Origin of the sequence: Saccharospirillum impatiens DSM 12546, assembly GCF_000423605.1 — a bacterium.
In the GTDB taxonomy this organism is placed as follows: Bacteria; Pseudomonadota; Gammaproteobacteria; order Pseudomonadales; family Natronospirillaceae; genus Saccharospirillum; species Saccharospirillum impatiens.
Genome location: NZ_AUIH01000006.1, coordinates 149,224 through 166,092 on the forward strand (window position 1 = coordinate 149,224; position 16,869 = coordinate 166,092).

At 57.3% G+C, this 16,869-nt stretch carries 18 protein-coding genes; 6 read left to right on the forward strand and 12 right to left on the reverse strand.

Going from position 1 to position 16,869, the window contains the following annotated elements; translation table 11 throughout:
* Positions 1 to 147: 147 nt before the first annotated feature.
* A complete protein-coding gene (locus tag G565_RS0106350) occupies positions 148 to 462 on the reverse strand; it encodes a YqcC family protein (RefSeq protein WP_245584138.1) in 315 nt (104 codons plus the stop codon).
* A gap of 158 nt (positions 463 to 620) precedes the next feature.
* Between G565_RS0106350 and G565_RS0106355 the strand changes: the two genes are divergently transcribed.
* The 3 genes from G565_RS0106355 to moeA all read left to right on the forward strand — a co-directional run bounded on the left by G565_RS0106355 (position 621) and on the right by moeA (position 3,418).
* Positions 621 to 1,655: a DUF3549 family protein gene (locus G565_RS0106355; RefSeq protein ID WP_028670183.1), complete on the forward strand. Its 1,035-nt coding sequence runs from the start codon at positions 621 to 623 to the stop codon at positions 1,653 to 1,655.
* Complete coding sequence (locus G565_RS0106360) at positions 1,652 to 2,095, forward strand: YchJ family protein (RefSeq protein WP_245584139.1); 444 nt, start codon at positions 1,652 to 1,654, stop codon at positions 2,093 to 2,095. The genes G565_RS0106355 and G565_RS0106360 overlap by 4 nt, the downstream gene beginning before the upstream one ends.
* A gap of 90 nt (positions 2,096 to 2,185) precedes the next feature.
* On the forward strand, positions 2,186 to 3,418 hold the full coding sequence (gene moeA / locus G565_RS0106365) for a molybdopterin molybdotransferase MoeA (protein WP_028670185.1): 1,233 nt from the start codon (positions 2,186 to 2,188) through the stop codon (positions 3,416 to 3,418).
* A 6-nt stretch (positions 3,419 to 3,424) separates the two neighbouring features.
* On the opposite strand, the gene G565_RS0106370 is transcribed toward moeA, so the two are convergent.
* The 3 genes from G565_RS0106370 to G565_RS0106380 are packed head-to-tail and all read right to left on the reverse strand — an operon-like array spanning position 3,425 to position 5,313.
* Positions 3,425 to 3,976 carry a biotin transporter BioY gene (locus tag G565_RS0106370; RefSeq protein ID WP_028670186.1) on the reverse strand — a complete coding sequence of 184 codons (552 nt, stop codon included), beginning with the start codon at positions 3,974 to 3,976 and terminating at the stop codon, positions 3,425 to 3,427.
* 9 nt (positions 3,977 to 3,985) lie between these two features.
* On the reverse strand, positions 3,986 to 4,618 hold the full coding sequence (locus tag G565_RS23215; protein WP_051207467.1) for an energy-coupling factor transporter transmembrane component T family protein: 633 nt from the start codon (positions 4,616 to 4,618) through the stop codon (positions 3,986 to 3,988).
* Positions 4,615 to 5,313 (reverse strand): energy-coupling factor ABC transporter ATP-binding protein, encoded by a 699-nt coding sequence (locus G565_RS0106380; RefSeq protein ID WP_028670187.1) that lies wholly within the window; start codon positions 5,311 to 5,313, stop codon positions 4,615 to 4,617. Before G565_RS0106380 ends, G565_RS23215 begins: the two co-directional genes overlap by 4 nt.
* A 197-nt stretch (positions 5,314 to 5,510) precedes the next feature.
* On the opposite strand from G565_RS0106380, the gene G565_RS0106385 reads away from it, so the two are divergent.
* Complete coding sequence (locus tag G565_RS0106385) at positions 5,511 to 6,272, forward strand: sulfite exporter TauE/SafE family protein (RefSeq protein ID WP_028670188.1); 762 nt, start codon at positions 5,511 to 5,513, stop codon at positions 6,270 to 6,272.
* A 23-nt stretch (positions 6,273 to 6,295) separates the two neighbouring features.
* Here G565_RS0106385 and G565_RS0106390 read toward each other — a convergent pair whose 3' ends face one another.
* From G565_RS0106390 to G565_RS0106410, 5 genes are all read right to left on the reverse strand, one after another.
* Positions 6,296 to 7,162 carry an alpha/beta hydrolase gene (locus tag G565_RS0106390; RefSeq protein WP_037337938.1) on the reverse strand — a complete coding sequence of 289 codons (867 nt, stop codon included), beginning with the start codon at positions 7,160 to 7,162 and terminating at the stop codon, positions 6,296 to 6,298.
* 74 nt (positions 7,163 to 7,236) lie between these two features.
* On the reverse strand, positions 7,237 to 8,721 hold the full coding sequence (gene prpD / locus G565_RS0106395; RefSeq protein WP_028670190.1) for a 2-methylcitrate dehydratase: 1,485 nt from the start codon (positions 8,719 to 8,721) through the stop codon (positions 7,237 to 7,239).
* 75 nt (positions 8,722 to 8,796) lie between these two features.
* Positions 8,797 to 9,921: a bifunctional 2-methylcitrate synthase/citrate synthase gene (prpC, locus tag G565_RS0106400; RefSeq protein WP_028670191.1), complete on the reverse strand. Its 1,125-nt coding sequence runs from the start codon at positions 9,919 to 9,921 to the stop codon at positions 8,797 to 8,799.
* A gap of 204 nt (positions 9,922 to 10,125) precedes the next feature.
* Entirely contained in the window at positions 10,126 to 11,016 is an 891-nt protein-coding gene (gene prpB / locus G565_RS0106405) for a methylisocitrate lyase (protein ID WP_028670192.1), read from the reverse strand.
* Positions 11,013 to 11,672 (reverse strand): GntR family transcriptional regulator, encoded by a 660-nt coding sequence (locus G565_RS0106410; RefSeq protein ID WP_051207469.1) that lies wholly within the window; start codon positions 11,670 to 11,672, stop codon positions 11,013 to 11,015. Before G565_RS0106410 ends, prpB begins: the two co-directional genes overlap by 4 nt.
* 197 nt (positions 11,673 to 11,869) lie before the next feature.
* Between G565_RS0106410 and G565_RS25850 the strand changes: the two genes are divergently transcribed.
* Entirely contained in the window at positions 11,870 to 12,526 is a 657-nt protein-coding gene (locus G565_RS25850) for a hypothetical protein (RefSeq protein ID WP_051207471.1), read from the forward strand.
* A gap of 6 nt (positions 12,527 to 12,532) precedes the next feature.
* Here the strand turns inward: G565_RS25850 and G565_RS25855 are convergent, their stop codons facing one another.
* The gene (locus G565_RS25855; RefSeq protein WP_342662972.1) at positions 12,533 to 14,050 is read right to left on the reverse strand and encodes a sensor domain-containing diguanylate cyclase; all 1,518 of its coding nucleotides are present in this window, start codon (positions 14,048 to 14,050) and stop codon (positions 12,533 to 12,535) included.
* Between the two features lie 248 nt (positions 14,051 to 14,298).
* Between G565_RS25855 and G565_RS23235 the strand changes: the two genes are divergently transcribed.
* Complete coding sequence (locus tag G565_RS23235) at positions 14,299 to 15,537, forward strand: MFS transporter (protein ID WP_051207473.1); 1,239 nt, start codon at positions 14,299 to 14,301, stop codon at positions 15,535 to 15,537.
* Positions 15,538 to 15,542: 5 nt separating this feature from the next.
* Here G565_RS23235 and G565_RS0106430 read toward each other — a convergent pair whose 3' ends face one another.
* Complete coding sequence (locus tag G565_RS0106430; protein WP_084649252.1) at positions 15,543 to 15,878, reverse strand: chaperone modulator CbpM; 336 nt, start codon at positions 15,876 to 15,878, stop codon at positions 15,543 to 15,545.
* A complete protein-coding gene (locus G565_RS0106435) occupies positions 15,878 to 16,843 on the reverse strand; it encodes a DnaJ C-terminal domain-containing protein (protein WP_028670196.1) in 966 nt (321 codons plus the stop codon). Before G565_RS0106435 ends, G565_RS0106430 begins: the two co-directional genes overlap by 1 nt.
* Positions 16,844 to 16,869: the final 26 nt, after the last annotated feature.

Here is a 16,869-nt window from a genome sequence, read left to right on the forward strand (position 1 = left end):
CTGAAAGGTGGCTCAGGCCACCTTTTTTTGTGGCAACACCAAACAGCTTGCCGCGTTGTGCTTCCTGTTCAGAGGCTCCTTAGTTGCCCTCTTCGACAATGCGCTGGATTCAAGCACCAAACAGATAGAGTAAATGCGCCTGCCTGCTCAGGTCTTGCCAAGACACCGGTCTATCCGGTCAATAATCGCCAGCAACGGGGTTGTTGGCCGCTGTTCAAACTTAAGAGCCTCTTCGGCATATGGCTTTACCTGAGCCCCGGTGGGCAGTGGCAGACCGGCGTCAATCAGAGCCCTAAGTCGTTGCAGATAGATCCACTGCAACCATTCGGGCAGCGACAGTGTATCCACCGCGAATGGCTGGCTACTTGCCAGCGCCTCCGGGGTGGGTGGTACATCGTTCCAGTATCCTTGCTCTCTCAGTTCCACTTCCAGTTCGTCCAACAGATACGACAATTCAGACAACAGCCATCCTCCCCTTGTGCGACAGACATGCGGGTCGTTAAAAAACCGGCAGTGTAGACACCCGGCTGCCGGATGCAAAGCACCCTGGTCAGCGGGATTAATAACCCGACCCAAATCCGGTACACTGCGCCACCCATGACCGATACCCGAGCCATTGCATGAGCACCTCAAACACCCAGTCCACACCCGGCCTTGTTGATTTTCTGGAGCGCAGCGGTGCTCGCTACAGGGCGTTTGACCTGGGCAGCCAGCTGCGCAATCTTAGCCGGGAGCAGTTTGCCCGCTTTGATCAGGGGCAGCCTTACCCCTACCCGCACCTGAGTCATGCCTGGCTGATTTTATTGCTGTGGAACCCTGAACAGCGGGAACAACACAGTATCTGGTTCATGAAGCTGCCGCTCGACGAGCAAGGTGGATTGCCTGCCGCCGTCATGACAGACGTGCTCGACCGCCTGTATCGCTCGCTGGCGACGGCTGACGCCGAAGAGCGTCAACGCTTGCTAACCGACCACCCCTACCAGTTTACGCCACCAGACAACAAAATGGCGGCCCTGCATGCCCGCGCCAGTCGCACGCTTGGCGCACCCCCCAGTTCATTCCACCCTGAAGCCCACCGGTTGCTGACGATGGGGGGCACGGCAGAAGACTGGGCAGGGGTTGGCCTGCAAGGCCTGTTCGACGCATTGGAACGGCGCAGTCCAGCCGATGAGCAGGCGTTGTCTCGCCAATTACCCGACTTACCAGATTTCGTTCGCCACCAGGTGCTTAACGCCTTTGAGCACCACCAACCCGGCGTGGCACTGACCGAATGCATCATCAGGCTGGCGCGACATCATCAGGATGTCGCCACGCGCGTTGCCACGCTGCGCGCCCTGTCGCTGAGCCCTTCAGCGGGGATGGTTGAAGCCTTCGTCAGCGATTCATTGAATCAATTCGCCGACGAACTGGATGTGGTTCTGGCCGTTCTCAGCCGACATCCCGGCCTATTGGCCAATACCGACCTGGCACTGGCGGCCCTAGACCGGCTTGCCGTACTGGCCGACACCGATGGCTTCAACCGGGTAGTTCAGGGGCTCGCCTTACAACCCAACCTGTCAGGGTTGATCCTGCAGGCTTTGCGCCATCCACATCGCTCTAACGCACTGGCTCAGGCTATCGGCCACCTGATCAACAGCACCCGGACGTTACAATGAACGACACGCCACCCCCGTCACCCAATGCGTCAATGTCCGCTGCATCGCACTGCTGCTGCGGTCGGGCGCAACCCTATGATGCCTGCTGCGGACGCTTCCTGGACGCCGGGGCTTACCCCCGGGATCCGGAGACCCTGATGCGCAGTCGCTTCACCGCTTATCGATTAAAGCGTCTGGGCTACCTGATCAAAACCTGGCATTCCCAGACCTGTCCGGCGCTGACTGCCGAGCACCTGGAAGGTACAGACTGGCAACAGCTGGATGTCATTCGCAGTAAGGCAGGATTGAAGAAAGGCTGGGTGGAGTTCATCGCTCACTACGCAGAAGAGCAGCGCCAGGGGCAGAGCAACCCGGAACAGCTGCGTGAAATCTCAGAATTCCGTAAGGTGAAAGGGCGTTGGGTTTATTATACCGAGCTGGAAAGCTGGCCCGGGCAATAACGTCACGGCAATACGGACCAGGCGTTTATTCGTTCACTGACCGACCCCAACGCCCAAACACCAAGCACCGATCGCCAAAAGGAGTCTGTTATGAGCTGTTATGACTTGCCCGGCCTGCTGCCTATTGACCAGGCCCTGGAGCGAATGCTGGATCAGCTGACGCCTGTCGAACAGGTTGAAGATCTGGCGATAACCGCGGCGGTGGGTCGCATTACCGCAGAGCCGGTGCGAGCGCGGGTGAATCTGCCGGTATTCGATAACTCAGCGATGGATGGTTATGGCCTGCGACATCAGGATGCCGCAACTGGCAAGCCCCTGCCCGTTCAGGCTCGAATCCTGGCAGGACAATCGCTGAATACACCACTGCAACCCGGCCATTGTGTGCGCATCATGACGGGGGCACCGCTGCCGGTAGGCTGCGATACAGTGGTCATGCAGGAACACGCCCAAGATTCCGATCAGGGGGTGGCATTTGACCCGTTACCGGAGCCCGGCGCCAATGTGCGCCTGAATGGTACCGATCTGAAGCAGGGCGACGTGGTGCTGCCAGCCGGTCACCGGATACGCCCCATTGATGTCGCACTGCTGATCAGTGTTGGCCTGGTTGACGTGACCGTACACCGACGCGTGCGTATCGCCGTCTTTGCCAGCGGGGACGAACTTCAAGCGGCAGGTACCACGCTTGCACCCGGGCAAATCTATGATTCCAATCGACCCGGCTTGCATGCCCTGCTCGACCGACTGGGCGTTGAAGTGCTGGATCTCGGTGTCATCCCCGATGAACCTCAAGCCCTGCGCCAGGCGTTCAGTACCGCCAATGAGACGAGTGATTTGGTCATCAGCAGTGGTGGGGTCAGCGTCGGTGAAGCCGACTTTACCCGCGATATTCTGGCTGAAGAAGGCGACATCGAATTCTGGAAGCTGGCGATCAAGCCTGGCAAACCGCTGGCGTTCGGGCGCCTTAGCAAAGCCTGGTTTGTTGGCCTGCCGGGCAATCCGGTCTCCACTCTGGTGACCTTTCATCTGATCGCCGTTCCCGCCATTCGTCGCCTGATGGGCATGACGCATCGCCCTCTCGCCCAATTAGCAGCGATCAGCCAGGATGCCTTGCACAAGTCTCCCGGGCGTATGGACTTCCAGCGTGGCCACTGGGCAGTCAAGGATGGAACGGTTCAGGTGCGCTGCACCGGCTCCGGACAGGGCTCACACCAACTGAGTTCGCTGACCGACGCCAACTGCTACATCGCGCTGGAGCAGGAGCGCGGACCGGTTCTAGCCGGGGAAGCCGTTACGCTCTGGCTGTTTGACGACGTGCTGGCCTGAAAGCGATCAGGCCTGACGCGTCGCCACCGCGCCGGGCAAGCCCTTGTATACCGCCTGAGCGACCAGGGCGGTTAACACCACCTTGAGACTGTCGCCGGGGACATACACAGCCATCACCTGAACCGAGCGCAGCCAGTCGTTGCCGGTCACCCACTTGAAGCCCACGATACCAAATACATAGAGCACCAGGATCCCACCGATGAAAGCGCCCACCCCGGCGGCGATCAGAATCGACTGCCGCTGCAGTAATCGGGCAACGACACCGGAAACCAGGGCCGCAGCCGGAAACCCGATAATAAAACCGGCCGTCGGACTCACAAAGACGCCGAGCCCGCCACGCCCTCCCGATAGCAAGGGAGCACCCAGGGCCACTACCGCAACAAACAACAGCATCGACAGACACCCGCGCCAGGGCCCGAGCATCACGCCGGCCAACATCACCCCCAGTGTTTGTGCCGTAATCGGGATACCGGTTACAAAAGGTACTGGCGGAATTAGGCCCAGGGCCGCCACCAAAGCGGCGTATAACGCCACTTGTACTAACGCTTGGTCTTTCACTGTAATCTCCTATTGGGAATGAACCATTGAAACCGGGGTATCAGGTGATCGCACGCCGCCGCGCGCCGCGAGCGCCTGTGCAACGTGGTCGGACATTCGAATCGCGTTGATCAGCATCGGAATCGCCAGCCGCCAAACTGCCCGGCCCCCTCCCCGTGACTTCCAGGCTTCCAGCAGGCTGTTCAACACCGCCATCAATACCGGAACAAAACGCACAAACAGCGCTACCGTAAAGGCAATGCGGTGCGGTGCTATCCCGACCCGGCGCAACGGTGCCAGCAGTGGCATGACAGCGTCCATCATGGCGTCCATCCGGGTTGTGAGTGTGACCAGATTGGCCAGCCAGATCAGCGTTAGCATGCGCAACAACATCAGGGTGGCAACACTGACAGACTGGCTCCAGGCTTGAAGGGCGAAAATCAGGACAAACATCGGTATCAGGGCTTTGACCACCCAAAGATATGACCAGCCAGCCGGACCCAGACTTCGGTAAGCCAACAGGACCACAATCAGGGCCAGCCCGGCCGCCCACAGCGACGTCAGAGCATAGAGGGTGATGCTGGTGGCCATCAGTAGCAGTAACTTCAACCCGGCCGAACGGCGATGCAACCAGGACTGGCGATGCACATAGAGCGTCATCATAGCGTGAAGTCTCCACTGCAAGCCGACCGATAGTCGGCAATCACGGCGTCGGGCGCCCCATCGCCCCGAATCCGCCCCTGCTCAAGCCAGAGCACACGATCAAAGGCTGACAACACATCGAGATCGTGGCTGATCATGATCAATTGCTGGGGCAAGCCGAGCAGCCAGCGCGTTAAAAATTGCCGGGTAGGCAAATCGAGCGCTGAAAATGGCTCGTCCAGAATCAGTACCGCTGGATTCATCACCAGTACTGCCATAATACAGACCCACTGTTTCTGGCCTTCCGACAACGAATGAACGGGCCGTTCAGCCCAGTCCAGTCGATGGTGCTCGCGCAGACACCCTTCGGCACGATCACGGGCGTCTGATTTGCTCAGCCCCTGATTACGCAGCCCAAACATCAGTTCCTCGATCACCGTCGGGAAAATCAGTTGATGGTCCGGGTTCTGGAAAATAAAGCCGACCTGATCAGACATAACCTCCGGGCCATCGGCCGGGTTGTGCCCCCTGACCCGCAAGGTGCCCTGGCTCGGTTGCAACAGACCATTTAACAGACGCACCAGAGAGCTCTTGCCGGAGCCATTATCGCCGATCAGACCAATACGGCGTTCACTCAATGTGAGGGTCAGGTCACTGAGCACCGTCTGGTCATCGCGCTTTAGGTGAACCTGGTTCAGTTCAATGGTAAATGTCATGCCGTTGCAGGGCCGGTTCAAATCAGGTGCGGAGCATACCAAATTGAAAAATAATAGAACCCCGGCACTTACCTAATGATTGTATTTTGATCGATTTCTGCCTGAACGTCTTGCACAACACTGCGTTGCCAACTCTGGCACTGTGTCTATGCACCAATACGGTACACTGTGGGCCTACCTTCAAGACAAGACCGACGATGTACGAACTCACTCCTTTTTTCATTGCGCTGCTGCTGTCAACGGGCCTACTGGCCGGCATTATCAACGTCATGGCCGGTGGCGGCTCCAACCTTACGCTGCCTGCTTTGATGGCCATGGGCATGCCCGCCGATGTCGCCAATGCCACAAACCGGGTCGGTGTCTTTTTGCAGGGCCTTGTCGGCTTGCGCGGTTTTCACGCCAAAGGGCGGCTGGACACCCAGGACAGCAAAGCCATTTTGATTCCCATGATGCTCGGTGGTGCCGTCGGTGCAGTCTGCGCTTCATTTTTGCCCAATACCCTGCTCAAACCCATTTTGCTGATCACCATGATTACCCTGGCGGTGATCATGCTGGTGCGTCCGAGCATTGTGATTCCCGGCCCGGATGAACAGCCCTATACCGTCAAGCAGCGACCCAAGGCACGCTGGGGTCTGTTTTTAACCGGCGTCTACGGGGGCTTTGTGCAGGCGGGGGTGGGTTTCTTGCTGATTGCCGCGGTGGCCGGGGCGCTGCGTTACGATCTGGTCAAGGCGAACGCCTACAAACTGCTCGGCACCATCGCCTTTACCAGCGTGTCGCTGGTGATCTTTATTTACCGTGGCCAGGTGGCCTGGGTGCCGGGGTTGGTGCTTGCTGTTGGCACCATGATCGGCGCCCAGCTTGGCGTGCACCTGGCGATCAATGTCAGCCAGCGCACCATGAAATGGTTCCTGCTGATCATGACACTGGCCGCCAGCGCCGCTGCGGTATGGTTGTAATTATTTGACGCCAGTTCCGGAGTTTATTTTTGCAATCGCTGTAAAAAACTCAAAGTGTCCTCAAACCCCGGGGAGCGGTCACGCAGGCGAACCGAAAAGGAGGCTACCGTGTCATTGTGGTTAACACCTTCGTACCGGTGCGTCTCCACTTCCACGCCAATCTGACGGTAAGCCCCGGCCAGATTGGGCAAATTTCTCGGTCGTACAATTGTGTCATCGAGACCATCGATCAGCAGTGCTGGCGGGTCGTCGGCGCTGACGAAGGTAATTGGCTGGGTATGTGGCACCCCTGTGGCACCACCGAAAATGTCGATCAGATCCGGATCAGACAATGGCAAAAAGTCATAGGGGCCGGACAGCCCAACCCATGCGCGTATGAGTTCGCGGCTGACTCCGGCATTGTCCAGGAAGCGTTCGTCCAGTGCCAGCATGGCAGCCGTATGCGCTCCGGCAGAATGCCCCATCAAGACCAGGCCATCGGTCGCCAACCCTGCATTGACGGCCCATTGCACGGCCGCTGCGCCATCTTCGATAAATACGGGGAATCTCACCTGCGGATAGAGCCGGTAATCCGGAACGACGACCCGGTAACCCGCCTCACTGAGTGCCTGAGCAACAAAACGATAACCGCCCTTGTATCCCTCCTGCCAGGAGCCACCGTAGAAAAAAATCAGGGTAGGTGCGCCCTGCAGTGCTTCATCCGGATGATACAGATCCAGCATCTGGCGCGGCTTGTCACCATAGGCGATATCAGCGGTACGCTCGTAGCCAGAGTGCGGGGTAATCAGGTTAAGTGCCGGCAATGCGCAGCCGGTCAACAGCAACGACAGCAGGGCGACAACAAAAAAACGTCGGCACCGATTGGTACCGACAAGCGAGACAATAAACATCAGGGGAACCTGTCATTGCGTTCGAACGCCATTTATACGGCGCCCGAACGCACTTGGATGCGCCTAACCTGATGTCAGATCACCATCAGGTCCATAAAACGGTGTACCGGTGTCTTTTTCAACCGATCCGCATCTTTGCACAGATCAAAGATTTCCGCGGTGCGAGACGCCGGAAAACGCGTTGCCAGGTTGGCGCGGAATTTCTGTTCGAGCAGCGGGATACCCTCTGCACGACGCCGACGATGGCCGATCGGGTATTCAACCGCTACCTGGTCGGTGCTGCTGCCATCTTTGAAGAATACCTGAATGGCGTTGGCGATAGAGCGCTTGTCCGGCGCATGATAATCAGCGCTGTAACGGGTGTCTTCAACGATTTCCATTTTATCGCGCAGTACGTCAATAGTCGGATGCGCAGCGTGGAAATCATCTTCGTACTGTTCCGCGACCAGATTGCCAAACAGCAGGGGCACAGCGGTCATGTATTGCAGGCAGTGGTCTCGGTCAGCCGCATTGGCCAGCGGACCCACCTTGCTGATGATGCGGATCGCCGATTCATGTGTGGTGATCACAATGCGATCAATCTCGTCGATGCGGTTTTTGACCTTGGGGTGCAGGGTCACGGCAGCCTCGGCGGCTGTTTGTGCATGAAATTCGGCCGGGAAGCTGATCTTGAACAGAATCTGCTCCATCACATAGCTGCCATACTCGCGCTGGAATTTGAACGACCGGTCAGCCTCAGGCTTAACTTGCTGGTCCTTGTTGGTCTTGCTGAACAGCACATCATAGAAGCCCCACTGTGGCGCTGTCAGCGCACCGGGAATCCCCATTTCACCGCGCAGAGCGATGTCGACCAGACGCACGGCGCGGCTGGTGGCATCACCCGCCGCCCAGCTTTTGCGCGAACCGGCATTGGGAGCGTGTCGGTAAGTACGCAGTGCCTGACCATCGACCCAGGCGTGGGACAGCGCGCTGAGCAGTTGTTCGCGGTTGGCGCCCATCAGCTTGGCCACTACGGCGGTGGAGGCAACCTTAACCAGCACAACATGGTCCAGCCCCACCCGATTGAACGAATTCTCCAGCGCCAGTACGCCCTGAATTTCATGGGCTTTGATCATGGCCTCAAGCACAGCATCCATGGTCAACGGGGCTTCACCCTGGCTGACCCGAACCTGCGACAAGTGATCGGCTACTGCCAGAATGCCACCCAGGTTGTCTGACGGGTGGCCCCATTCGGCTGCCAGCCAGGTGTCGTTGTAATCGAGCCAGCGTACTATGGCACCAATGTCCCAGGCTGCCTTGACCGGATCGAGACGCAACTGCGTGCCCGGCACGCGCGCGCCGTTAGGCACGACAGTACCTTCCACAATAGGTCCCAGGTGTTTGGTGCACTCGGGAAAACGCAATGCCAGCAGGCCGCAGCCGAGGGTATCCATCAGGCAGTTGCGGGCGGTATCCCAGGCTTCGTGGCTGTCGATCTTGAAATCGAGTACGTAATCGGCGATCGCCTGCAAGACGTCGTCGTACTCGGGGCGATTGTTCAGGTCTACATTGGAACTCATGGTTCAATCCTGTGGCTAGGTTAACAATTAATGTGCTTCATTTGCAGATACATCGGCAACGGTTATTCGGCCCGGCTACCGTTTTTCCAGCGGAATAAAGTCACGCATCTCAGGGCCAACGTAGTCAGCATTGGGACGGATAATCCGATTATTGGCTCGCTGCTCCTTGATGTGCGCGGTCCAGCCGCTGACCCGCGCCATGACGAAGATGGGCGTAAACAAATGCGTCGGAATACCCAGGGTGTGATAAGCCGGTGCGTGGAAGAAATCGGCATTGGGAAAGAGTTTTTTCTCATGCCACATAACCGTTTCACAGCGCTCGGCGATGTCATACAAGTGGCTGTCGCCGCTCTGCTCTGCAAGCCGTTTTGCCCAGGCTTTGATAATCGCATTGCGCGGATCGCTGGTGCGATACACCGCATGACCAAAGCCCATGATCTTTTCCTTGCGCGACAACATGCCCAGCAATTGCTGTTCGGCGTCGTCCGGGTCTTTAAACGCCTCGATCATTGCCATAGCGGCTTCATTGGCACCGCCATGCAAAGGGCCCCGCAAGGTACCAATAGCCCCGGTGACGGCGCTGTAGATATCCGTCAGAGTACTGGCGGCGACCCGGGCAGCAAAGGTCGAGGCATTAAACTCATGCTCGGCATAGAGAATCAGCGACGCATGCATCACCTTGACGTGCACGGGATCCGGCGTTTCCTGATGCAACAGCATCAGAAAATGCTCGGCGATGCTGCCGGCATCACTGGCGGTTTCAATGCGCCGATCAAAATGGGAAAAGTGATACCAATAGCAAATAATGCCGGGAAATGCCGCCAGCATACGTTCAATCTCGGTATCTTGCTGAGCAAAATCCTGTTCCGGTTCAAGTACCCCCAGCATGGAGCAACCGGTGCGCATCACATCCATGGGGTGGGCAGTTGCCGGAATGCGTTCCAGGGTTTCCAGCAATGCTTGGGGGAGCTCACGCTTGTGCTGTAAGCGACCTTTATACTCGTTCAGCTGTTTCGCATTTGGCAATTCACCAAATTGCAGCAGATAGGCAACTTCTTCGAAGCTGGCATGATCAGCCAGGCTTTGAATATCGTAACCGAGATAGGTCAGGCCGCTGCCTTCCTTACCGACGGTACACAAATGCGTTTCACCGGCCACCTGGCCGCGAAGTCCGGCTCCGGACACTGGTTTATCCACCATGATCAGGCTCCTGTTGTTTGTAACTTCTTTTATTAGACAAATACGTTCATTAGCAGTGGACTAGCATCGGGTGCCAGGTAGGCTCATCAAGGGGGGTCCGCAACATGGATGTTGCTGTCCAGGCCCGAGACGTCGGACCGCCATTGATGGGTTCATGCCGACCCTTGATAGGCCTACCTGGTGGCCGGTGCGGTTTTTGGTACCTCAACGCGCACTGCCCTGGTCGAACAAAGCGTCCAGCTTGGCTTCGAAGTCGTGGTAGTTAAGCACGTCGTACAAATCCATACGCGTCTGCATCATGTCGACTACGGCTTTCTGATCGCCTTCCACCTTGATGCTCTGATACACCTCCAGTGCCGCCAAACTCATTGCCCGGAACGCGCTCAACGGATACAGCACCATGGCCACACCGGTTTCAGCCAGCTCGCTCTGGTTGAACAGAGGGGTTTGCCCGAATTCAGTAATGTTTGCCAGAATGGGCACGTCCATGGCGTCCGCAAAGGCTTTGTAATCATCCAGAGTGTGAACGGCTTCGGCAAAAATGCCATCGGCACCGGCTTCGACACAGGCCTGTGCCCGATCGATTGCGGCCCTCAAGCCTTCCTGCGCGAAAGCATCGGTGCGGGCCATGACAAAGAAATCATCGTCCTGACGGGCATCCACACAGGCCTTTATCCGGTCGACCATTTCAGACTGACTGACAATGGCTTTATTCGGCCGATGGCCGCAGCGTTTTTGCATGACCTGATCTTCAATGTGAATGGCCGCGACACCCGCTCGCTCCATGTCACGAATGCACCGGGAAATGTTAAAGGCACCCCCAAACCCGGTGTCGATATCCACCAGCAGCGGCAAGTCACTGGCGCCGGTAATGCGGCGGGCATCTTCCAGAACGTCGTTCAGTGTCGTCACACCCAGATCGGGCAGACCAAAAGACGCGTTTGCCACACCACCACCAGACAGGTAAATGGCTGAATGCCCGGCTCGCTGAGCCAGCATGGCGGTATAGGCGTTGATCGTGCCGACGATCGGCAACGGGTTTTGTGCCGCCAGTGCGTCACGAAAACGGCGGCCAGCTGTACTTGTTGCCTTCATTGTGGGGTCTCCTCAGTCGTTTGTTCGAGTACCCGGCGAGCCGAGCGAATGTGTCGTTTCATCAACAGTGAAGCCAATTCACCATCACGCTGTTGCAAAGCCTGAAAAATGCGCTGATGTTCTTCCAGAGCCTGGCGCGGGCGCCCGCGCCGGTGCGCGGACTGAAACCGGAACATGCGCACCCGCTGGTATAGCTCGTCGCACAGCAGGCTGATCAGCCATCGGTTTCCGCTGGCCTGAATGATATTGAAATGAAAATCCAGGTCCCCTTCCTGCTGAATGTAAAACTGGTCGTTCTGGTCATCCAGGTAGCGTTCATGTCGCACCAGTACCGCACCCAGCTCCTGCAAGGCGTCGTCTGTCATGTTTCTTGCCGCGAGTTCACAGGCTAGTGATTCGAGGTTTTCCCTAATCTGATACAACTCGATCAGCTCTTGTCGATCCACACCCACAACCTGAGCCCCGACGTGCGGTACCTTGCGCACCAGCCGGCGACTTTCCAGACGGTGCAGAGCCTCGCGCAGCGGACCCCGGCTAATGCCCAGTTCAGTCGATAACTCCGACTCTCGCAACCTTTCGTTGGGGGCAATATCGCCGCGCACGATCGCTTCAAGCAATTGCTGATAAATGCGGTCAACCTGAGTCCGGGCTTCCATATATTGTCTACAATAAAACAAGAATGAATCATTAAACGCATAAAATGCCTCACATTCAATGAAAATTGTAAACAATGAGACCAATGTACGAGTACAGACGACCTGCTGTCGCGCCCTACCCCAGCTCGGCAGTCACTGACGCACCGCTGCGGAATCCTCTATACTGGCAACAAGCACCCAGCGACAGGACCAGCACCATGAGCGAGGCGCGTTACGACATTTATTTCAGGGGCGATCTGCTCGACGGGTTTTACGCCGACTTTGTTAAAGCGGATATGGCGCAGCTGTTCAAGACTGACCCTGCCCGGCTGGCAGCGTTCTTTTCAGGTACGCCGCAACCGATCAAACTGAAAGTGGACAAACCGACGGCGGCCAAATACAAAGCAGCACTGGAGAAAATTGGGGCGAAACCAATCATCGTGCCGATGGGTAAAGCACCACCGGCCGTCACCACCCCCGGGCAACAGCCTGAAAACGGGCAGCCGGGCCAGGCCGGGAAAGCAGCTTCAACACCGGCAGGTGAAAGCGACTGGACAATACTGCCCGCTGGCAGCGATATCGGTGAGCACCGCGATGTTCGACCCGTAGCGGTCGAGACCGGCGGGCTCAGTCTTGCTCAGGCGGGTGTTACCCTGGTCGAACACCCAGAGCGACCCACACCGGTACCGGTTGATATTTCCGGCTTGTCACTGGATGAACCAGGCGTAAACCTGGTTGAGAACCCGTCACGCCCGGCACCGTTTCAGGTCGATATATCCGGTTTATCGCTGGATGAGCCAGGCGTCACACTGGTTGAAAACGACAAGGCAGCGCCGCCACCTCCCCCGGATATTTCGCATTTGACACTGGTATAGTGGGTATTAACGGTACCGCTTGCGTCCCCGGTACCAGCGTTCTTTGTCGGCATACATCCGTTCGTCGGCGAGTTTAAGCACCTCTTCCGGTGAAACCTGATCGGAGCTGGCGAGGCCGATGCTCATTTGGATCGGGGTTTCTATTTGAACCCCGTCATCGGTCGTCAGACTGATGGTTTTATCCTTCACCTGACGATCAACGCGCTGCATCAGCGCCGTAGCGCCTTTGTCATCCTCACTGTGACAGAGAATCACAAACTCATCACCACCGTACCGGAATACCTGATCATGGTCGCGGCATATATCCTTGAGGGCATCGGCAACAAATCGAATCAGTTCGTCACCGGCGGCATGACCGTGTTGATCGTTAATCGTTTTAAGACCGATAAGATCGATCAAAATGACTGAAAAGTGATCGTCGGCATCGGCCTTCAAACGATTCTGGGCTTCGGTCAGTTCCGCTTCGAGATGCCCGCGGTTATATATTCCGGTCAGTGCATCGCGTTCAGCAGCGGCTTTCAGCTCAAGTGACAGCAACTTATTGGCAACCGCTGTACCCAGTTGTTTGATCAGCAACTGCAGCGCCTGTCGCTCTTCGTCCGGCAGAGTCGCCCCCTGTATCAGCAACAACCCCTGAAACCGGTCGAAGCGTTCCCGTAACGGAAACACGAAACTGCCTGTGTGCTGATCGGTCGTATTCAAAAAATAGCCCTGTGGCAAGTGCTCACGTACCCGTGCCAGTCGGCGCCTGAGTATGCTCTTCTGCTCATCGTCAAGATCCGGCGTGAAGGTGGCAAAGTACAGCTCATCGTGGACTTTCGGGTCTTTTAATACAAAACCGAACGATTGATCCGGATACAGGCGTTGCAGAACACCAAGTGCGGCCTCCACCAGAGACTCGAAAGAATCAACCTGATCATTCAAGTCGCTCAGCTCCAGCATCGCGGTAAAAATAACGTTCTTTTGCTCGGCGTTCCTTTTGGTGCCCACCAACCGCGAGTTCTGTACATAAAACACCCAGGCGATGCTGAAAATATAGAGTTGCAGTGACATCATTGTCAGCACATTAATACCCAGCGGTGCTTCAGGGGCCCAGGCTACCGTCGATACAAACGCCGCCCCAGCGATTCCCGTAACGAAAAAACCGAGTGCGCCGGCACACTGACGCACGCCACCGGTCATGGTGTTGTTCAGGATTACTGCGGCAAGTAGCGTGAAAGATATCCAGCCTGAAAAGTTGATATGAGCACACCAGGCACCCAGGACCAGACCATCAAACATCATGGCGCGGCGTTCCACACTGACGGTTGCACGACGCCAGAAGTCAAACCAATACACGAGATGGGGGTAGATCAGAAAATACAGGGCAGCAACGGGCAAGTTCCAGTGCGACCAGCCTCGCTCAAACGTCAACCAGACGATAGCGACAAAGATGGCACCAAACCCCATAACTCGTGGGGTGTAGTTGACCCGTGTCAGCCTTGGCAGCTGATACCCGGGTGCTGAAGATACGGAAGTAGGCAGAGTGTGACCTCCAGTGACGAATCGCTTTTAACTTTCCCTGCCAAAACACACCAGCCTTCGTGGCCCCGCAAAAAAAGCAACCCCGTGAAAACGCTTCGTTGCACCCTTGTCAGGGTCAGTCTGCGTTATACTGGTGACCTATACTGACACCTACAGTGTGGTCCATGCACCAGGCCGGGGCAAGCGAGCCACCCACTGATCACCTAAACCTCACCAGGGAGCCTTTGTGCGCCAGACCTTCACCAGACATGACACCTGAACCGAGCCGTCAATTCAACCGGCCAGCCTCACGTTCAGCGCTGTCTTCGCCCGTTTTCCGGGATTATTTCATCGCAACCAGTTTCGCCACACTCGGGATCTGGATTGCCCGGTTTCTTATCGGCTGGAGTGTTTGGGAGTTAACACTGTCGCCCTTTTGGGTGGGTGTGACCAGCGCAATACTGCTCGCCCCGACCTTTCTGCTGTCACCGATTTTCGGTGTGATTTCAGATCGCATCGATCCACGCGGTGGGGTGGTCATCACGGCGCTGCTCAATACCCTGATCTGCGTCGCCATTGCGCTACTGTTTTTCCTGGATGCGATCAACCTGACCGCCCTGCTGTCATCGGCCCTGGCATTTGGCTGTGTCACCGCCGCACACCACCCGATGCGCCTGGCCCTGGTGCCCAAAATACTCAGTCGGCATCTGCTACCCAGTGGCATCGGTATGACCGCCATTGTCTTCAACGTGTCCCGGATCATCGGCCCGGCACTCGGTGCCGGCATCATCAGCATTGCCAACGTCGGCGTGGCCTTCGCTCTATCGGCCCTGTGTTTTTCCGGTACCCTGACGTTCCTGTTGCGAGTCCCCCGCATCGCCCCCGCAGCGCGGGATCGCAGCATCAGCCTGCTGAGTGATATGCTGGCTGGCTTTCGCTTTATACGCCAGGCGCCGCTGGTCAGGCTGGTATTGCTGATGACGTTGACCAATGGACTGGTAGGGCGCTCTGTACTCGAACTGTTACCCGCCATTTCCGGTGAACTGACCAGTGGCAGCGCGCAGAACCTGGCCATTCTAACCGGTGTCGCCGGCGCCGGATCCATTATCGGGGGCTTGATCGTATCGCGTCAGCGGGGTGACCTGTCCCGCATCAGCTGGCTGGTGTTACTGGGGTTGCTCATCAGCTCTGCCGCACTGTTGCCGTTGCTCAAGTTGAACAGTCTCGCCTGGCTCATTGGCATTATCAGCCTGTGCAGCCTGGCCATGACGGTTATTGGGACCGGGTGCCAGGCGCTGCTACAGATGATGATCGGTGATCAGTACCGCGGGCGCGTGATGAGCATCTGGACAGTGGTCAGCATGGGCAGCCCGGCCATCGGCGCACTGGTGATCGGCAGTTTGTCGGAGTGGTTTGGACTGGTACCGACCCTGGTGGGTCTGGCAGCCCTGGCACTCGCCTTCAGCCTGAACCTGACCCGGCAACGCAGACGGTTTGCAGACGTCTGATCGAATTATCGGGCACCCAACTGCCGCTCCAGGGAGCGTACTTGCTGACGCAGAGCCTGTATCTGCTCCAGCAAGTCCATCGCCACGGCGACACCCTGCCAGTCGAGATCCAGTTCACGTCTGAGTCTTACGGCCTGATGCAATGTTGGTACCGCTGCTACCTGAAATTGCCATCGCTCAGCCGTAACGGTTTGGGGCATAACCAGACCCAGCTCCACCAGTTCTATTACCAGTGTCTGCTGCAGGCCACAGCGCTCACAAAGGTCGTTCAGACTCAACCAGACGTCTTCCTCAACCAATTGCTGCTCATCAATAACGACCGTTGGAATCTCAGTGTTCATTACCGTTTCTCCAGCGATTGCCTTGGATTAAAGGCCGTTTCCACTTCGGCCAGCTCCCGGTAGAGCGCCTCGGCCTTCGCCGAGTGATGGGCCGGCACAGTAACTTGTACCGTGACGATCAGGTCTCCGGTCGGGTTTCGGCCCAGACCGCGCCCTTTCAGGCGCAGTTTTTTCCCACTCACCGAGCCTTTGGGGATGGTCAGGTTGACCGAGCCAGTCAGCGTTGGTGCCTCGACCTTCGCGCCCAAAGCCGCTTCCCAGGGCGCAACCGGCAGGGTCAGCACGAGGTCCCGACCGTCGACGGCGAACAGCGGATGTGGTGCCAGTTCGATTTCCAGAAACAGATCACCGGCCGCACCCCCGCTGTGACCCGGCCCACCCTGTCCCGCCAAACGGATGCGTTGCCCGGTAACCACACCCGCCGGAATTTTTACATTCAATGTACGGGTTTTGTGGTGCATGCGCCCCCGTGCATCGGCGGCCGGAGTATCAAGCTTGAGCGTGCGCTGCACCCCTTGTACCGCCTCTTCCAGAAACAATGCCAGCCGATGATGCATGTCTTGCCCGCGATGACTGAACGAACGCCCCCAGTCACCACTGCCAGCCTGACGAAACCCAGCACCTGCCGGTTCGTCGCCCCCCATACCACCGCCAAATACCGATCGGAAAAACTCACTAAACTGCCGACTGGCTTCATCGTCGCTCATACTCGCACCAGAGCCCGCCGTTCGACGACCACCCCCGGCCGCGCGCAAAGCCCTGATCTGATCATACTCAGACCGTTTGGTGGCATCGCTGAGCACTTCGTAGGCCTCCCCCACTTCCTTGAACTGCGCCTCGGCATCCGTTTCCTTGCTGACATCCGGGTGGTACTTTCTCGCCAGTTTGCGATACGCCTGTTTGATCTCTGTCTGGGTTGCTTTGTCGGCGACACCCAGCACCTTGTAATAGTCTTTAAAGTCCATAACGCCAGTAACGCTCCTGAATATTC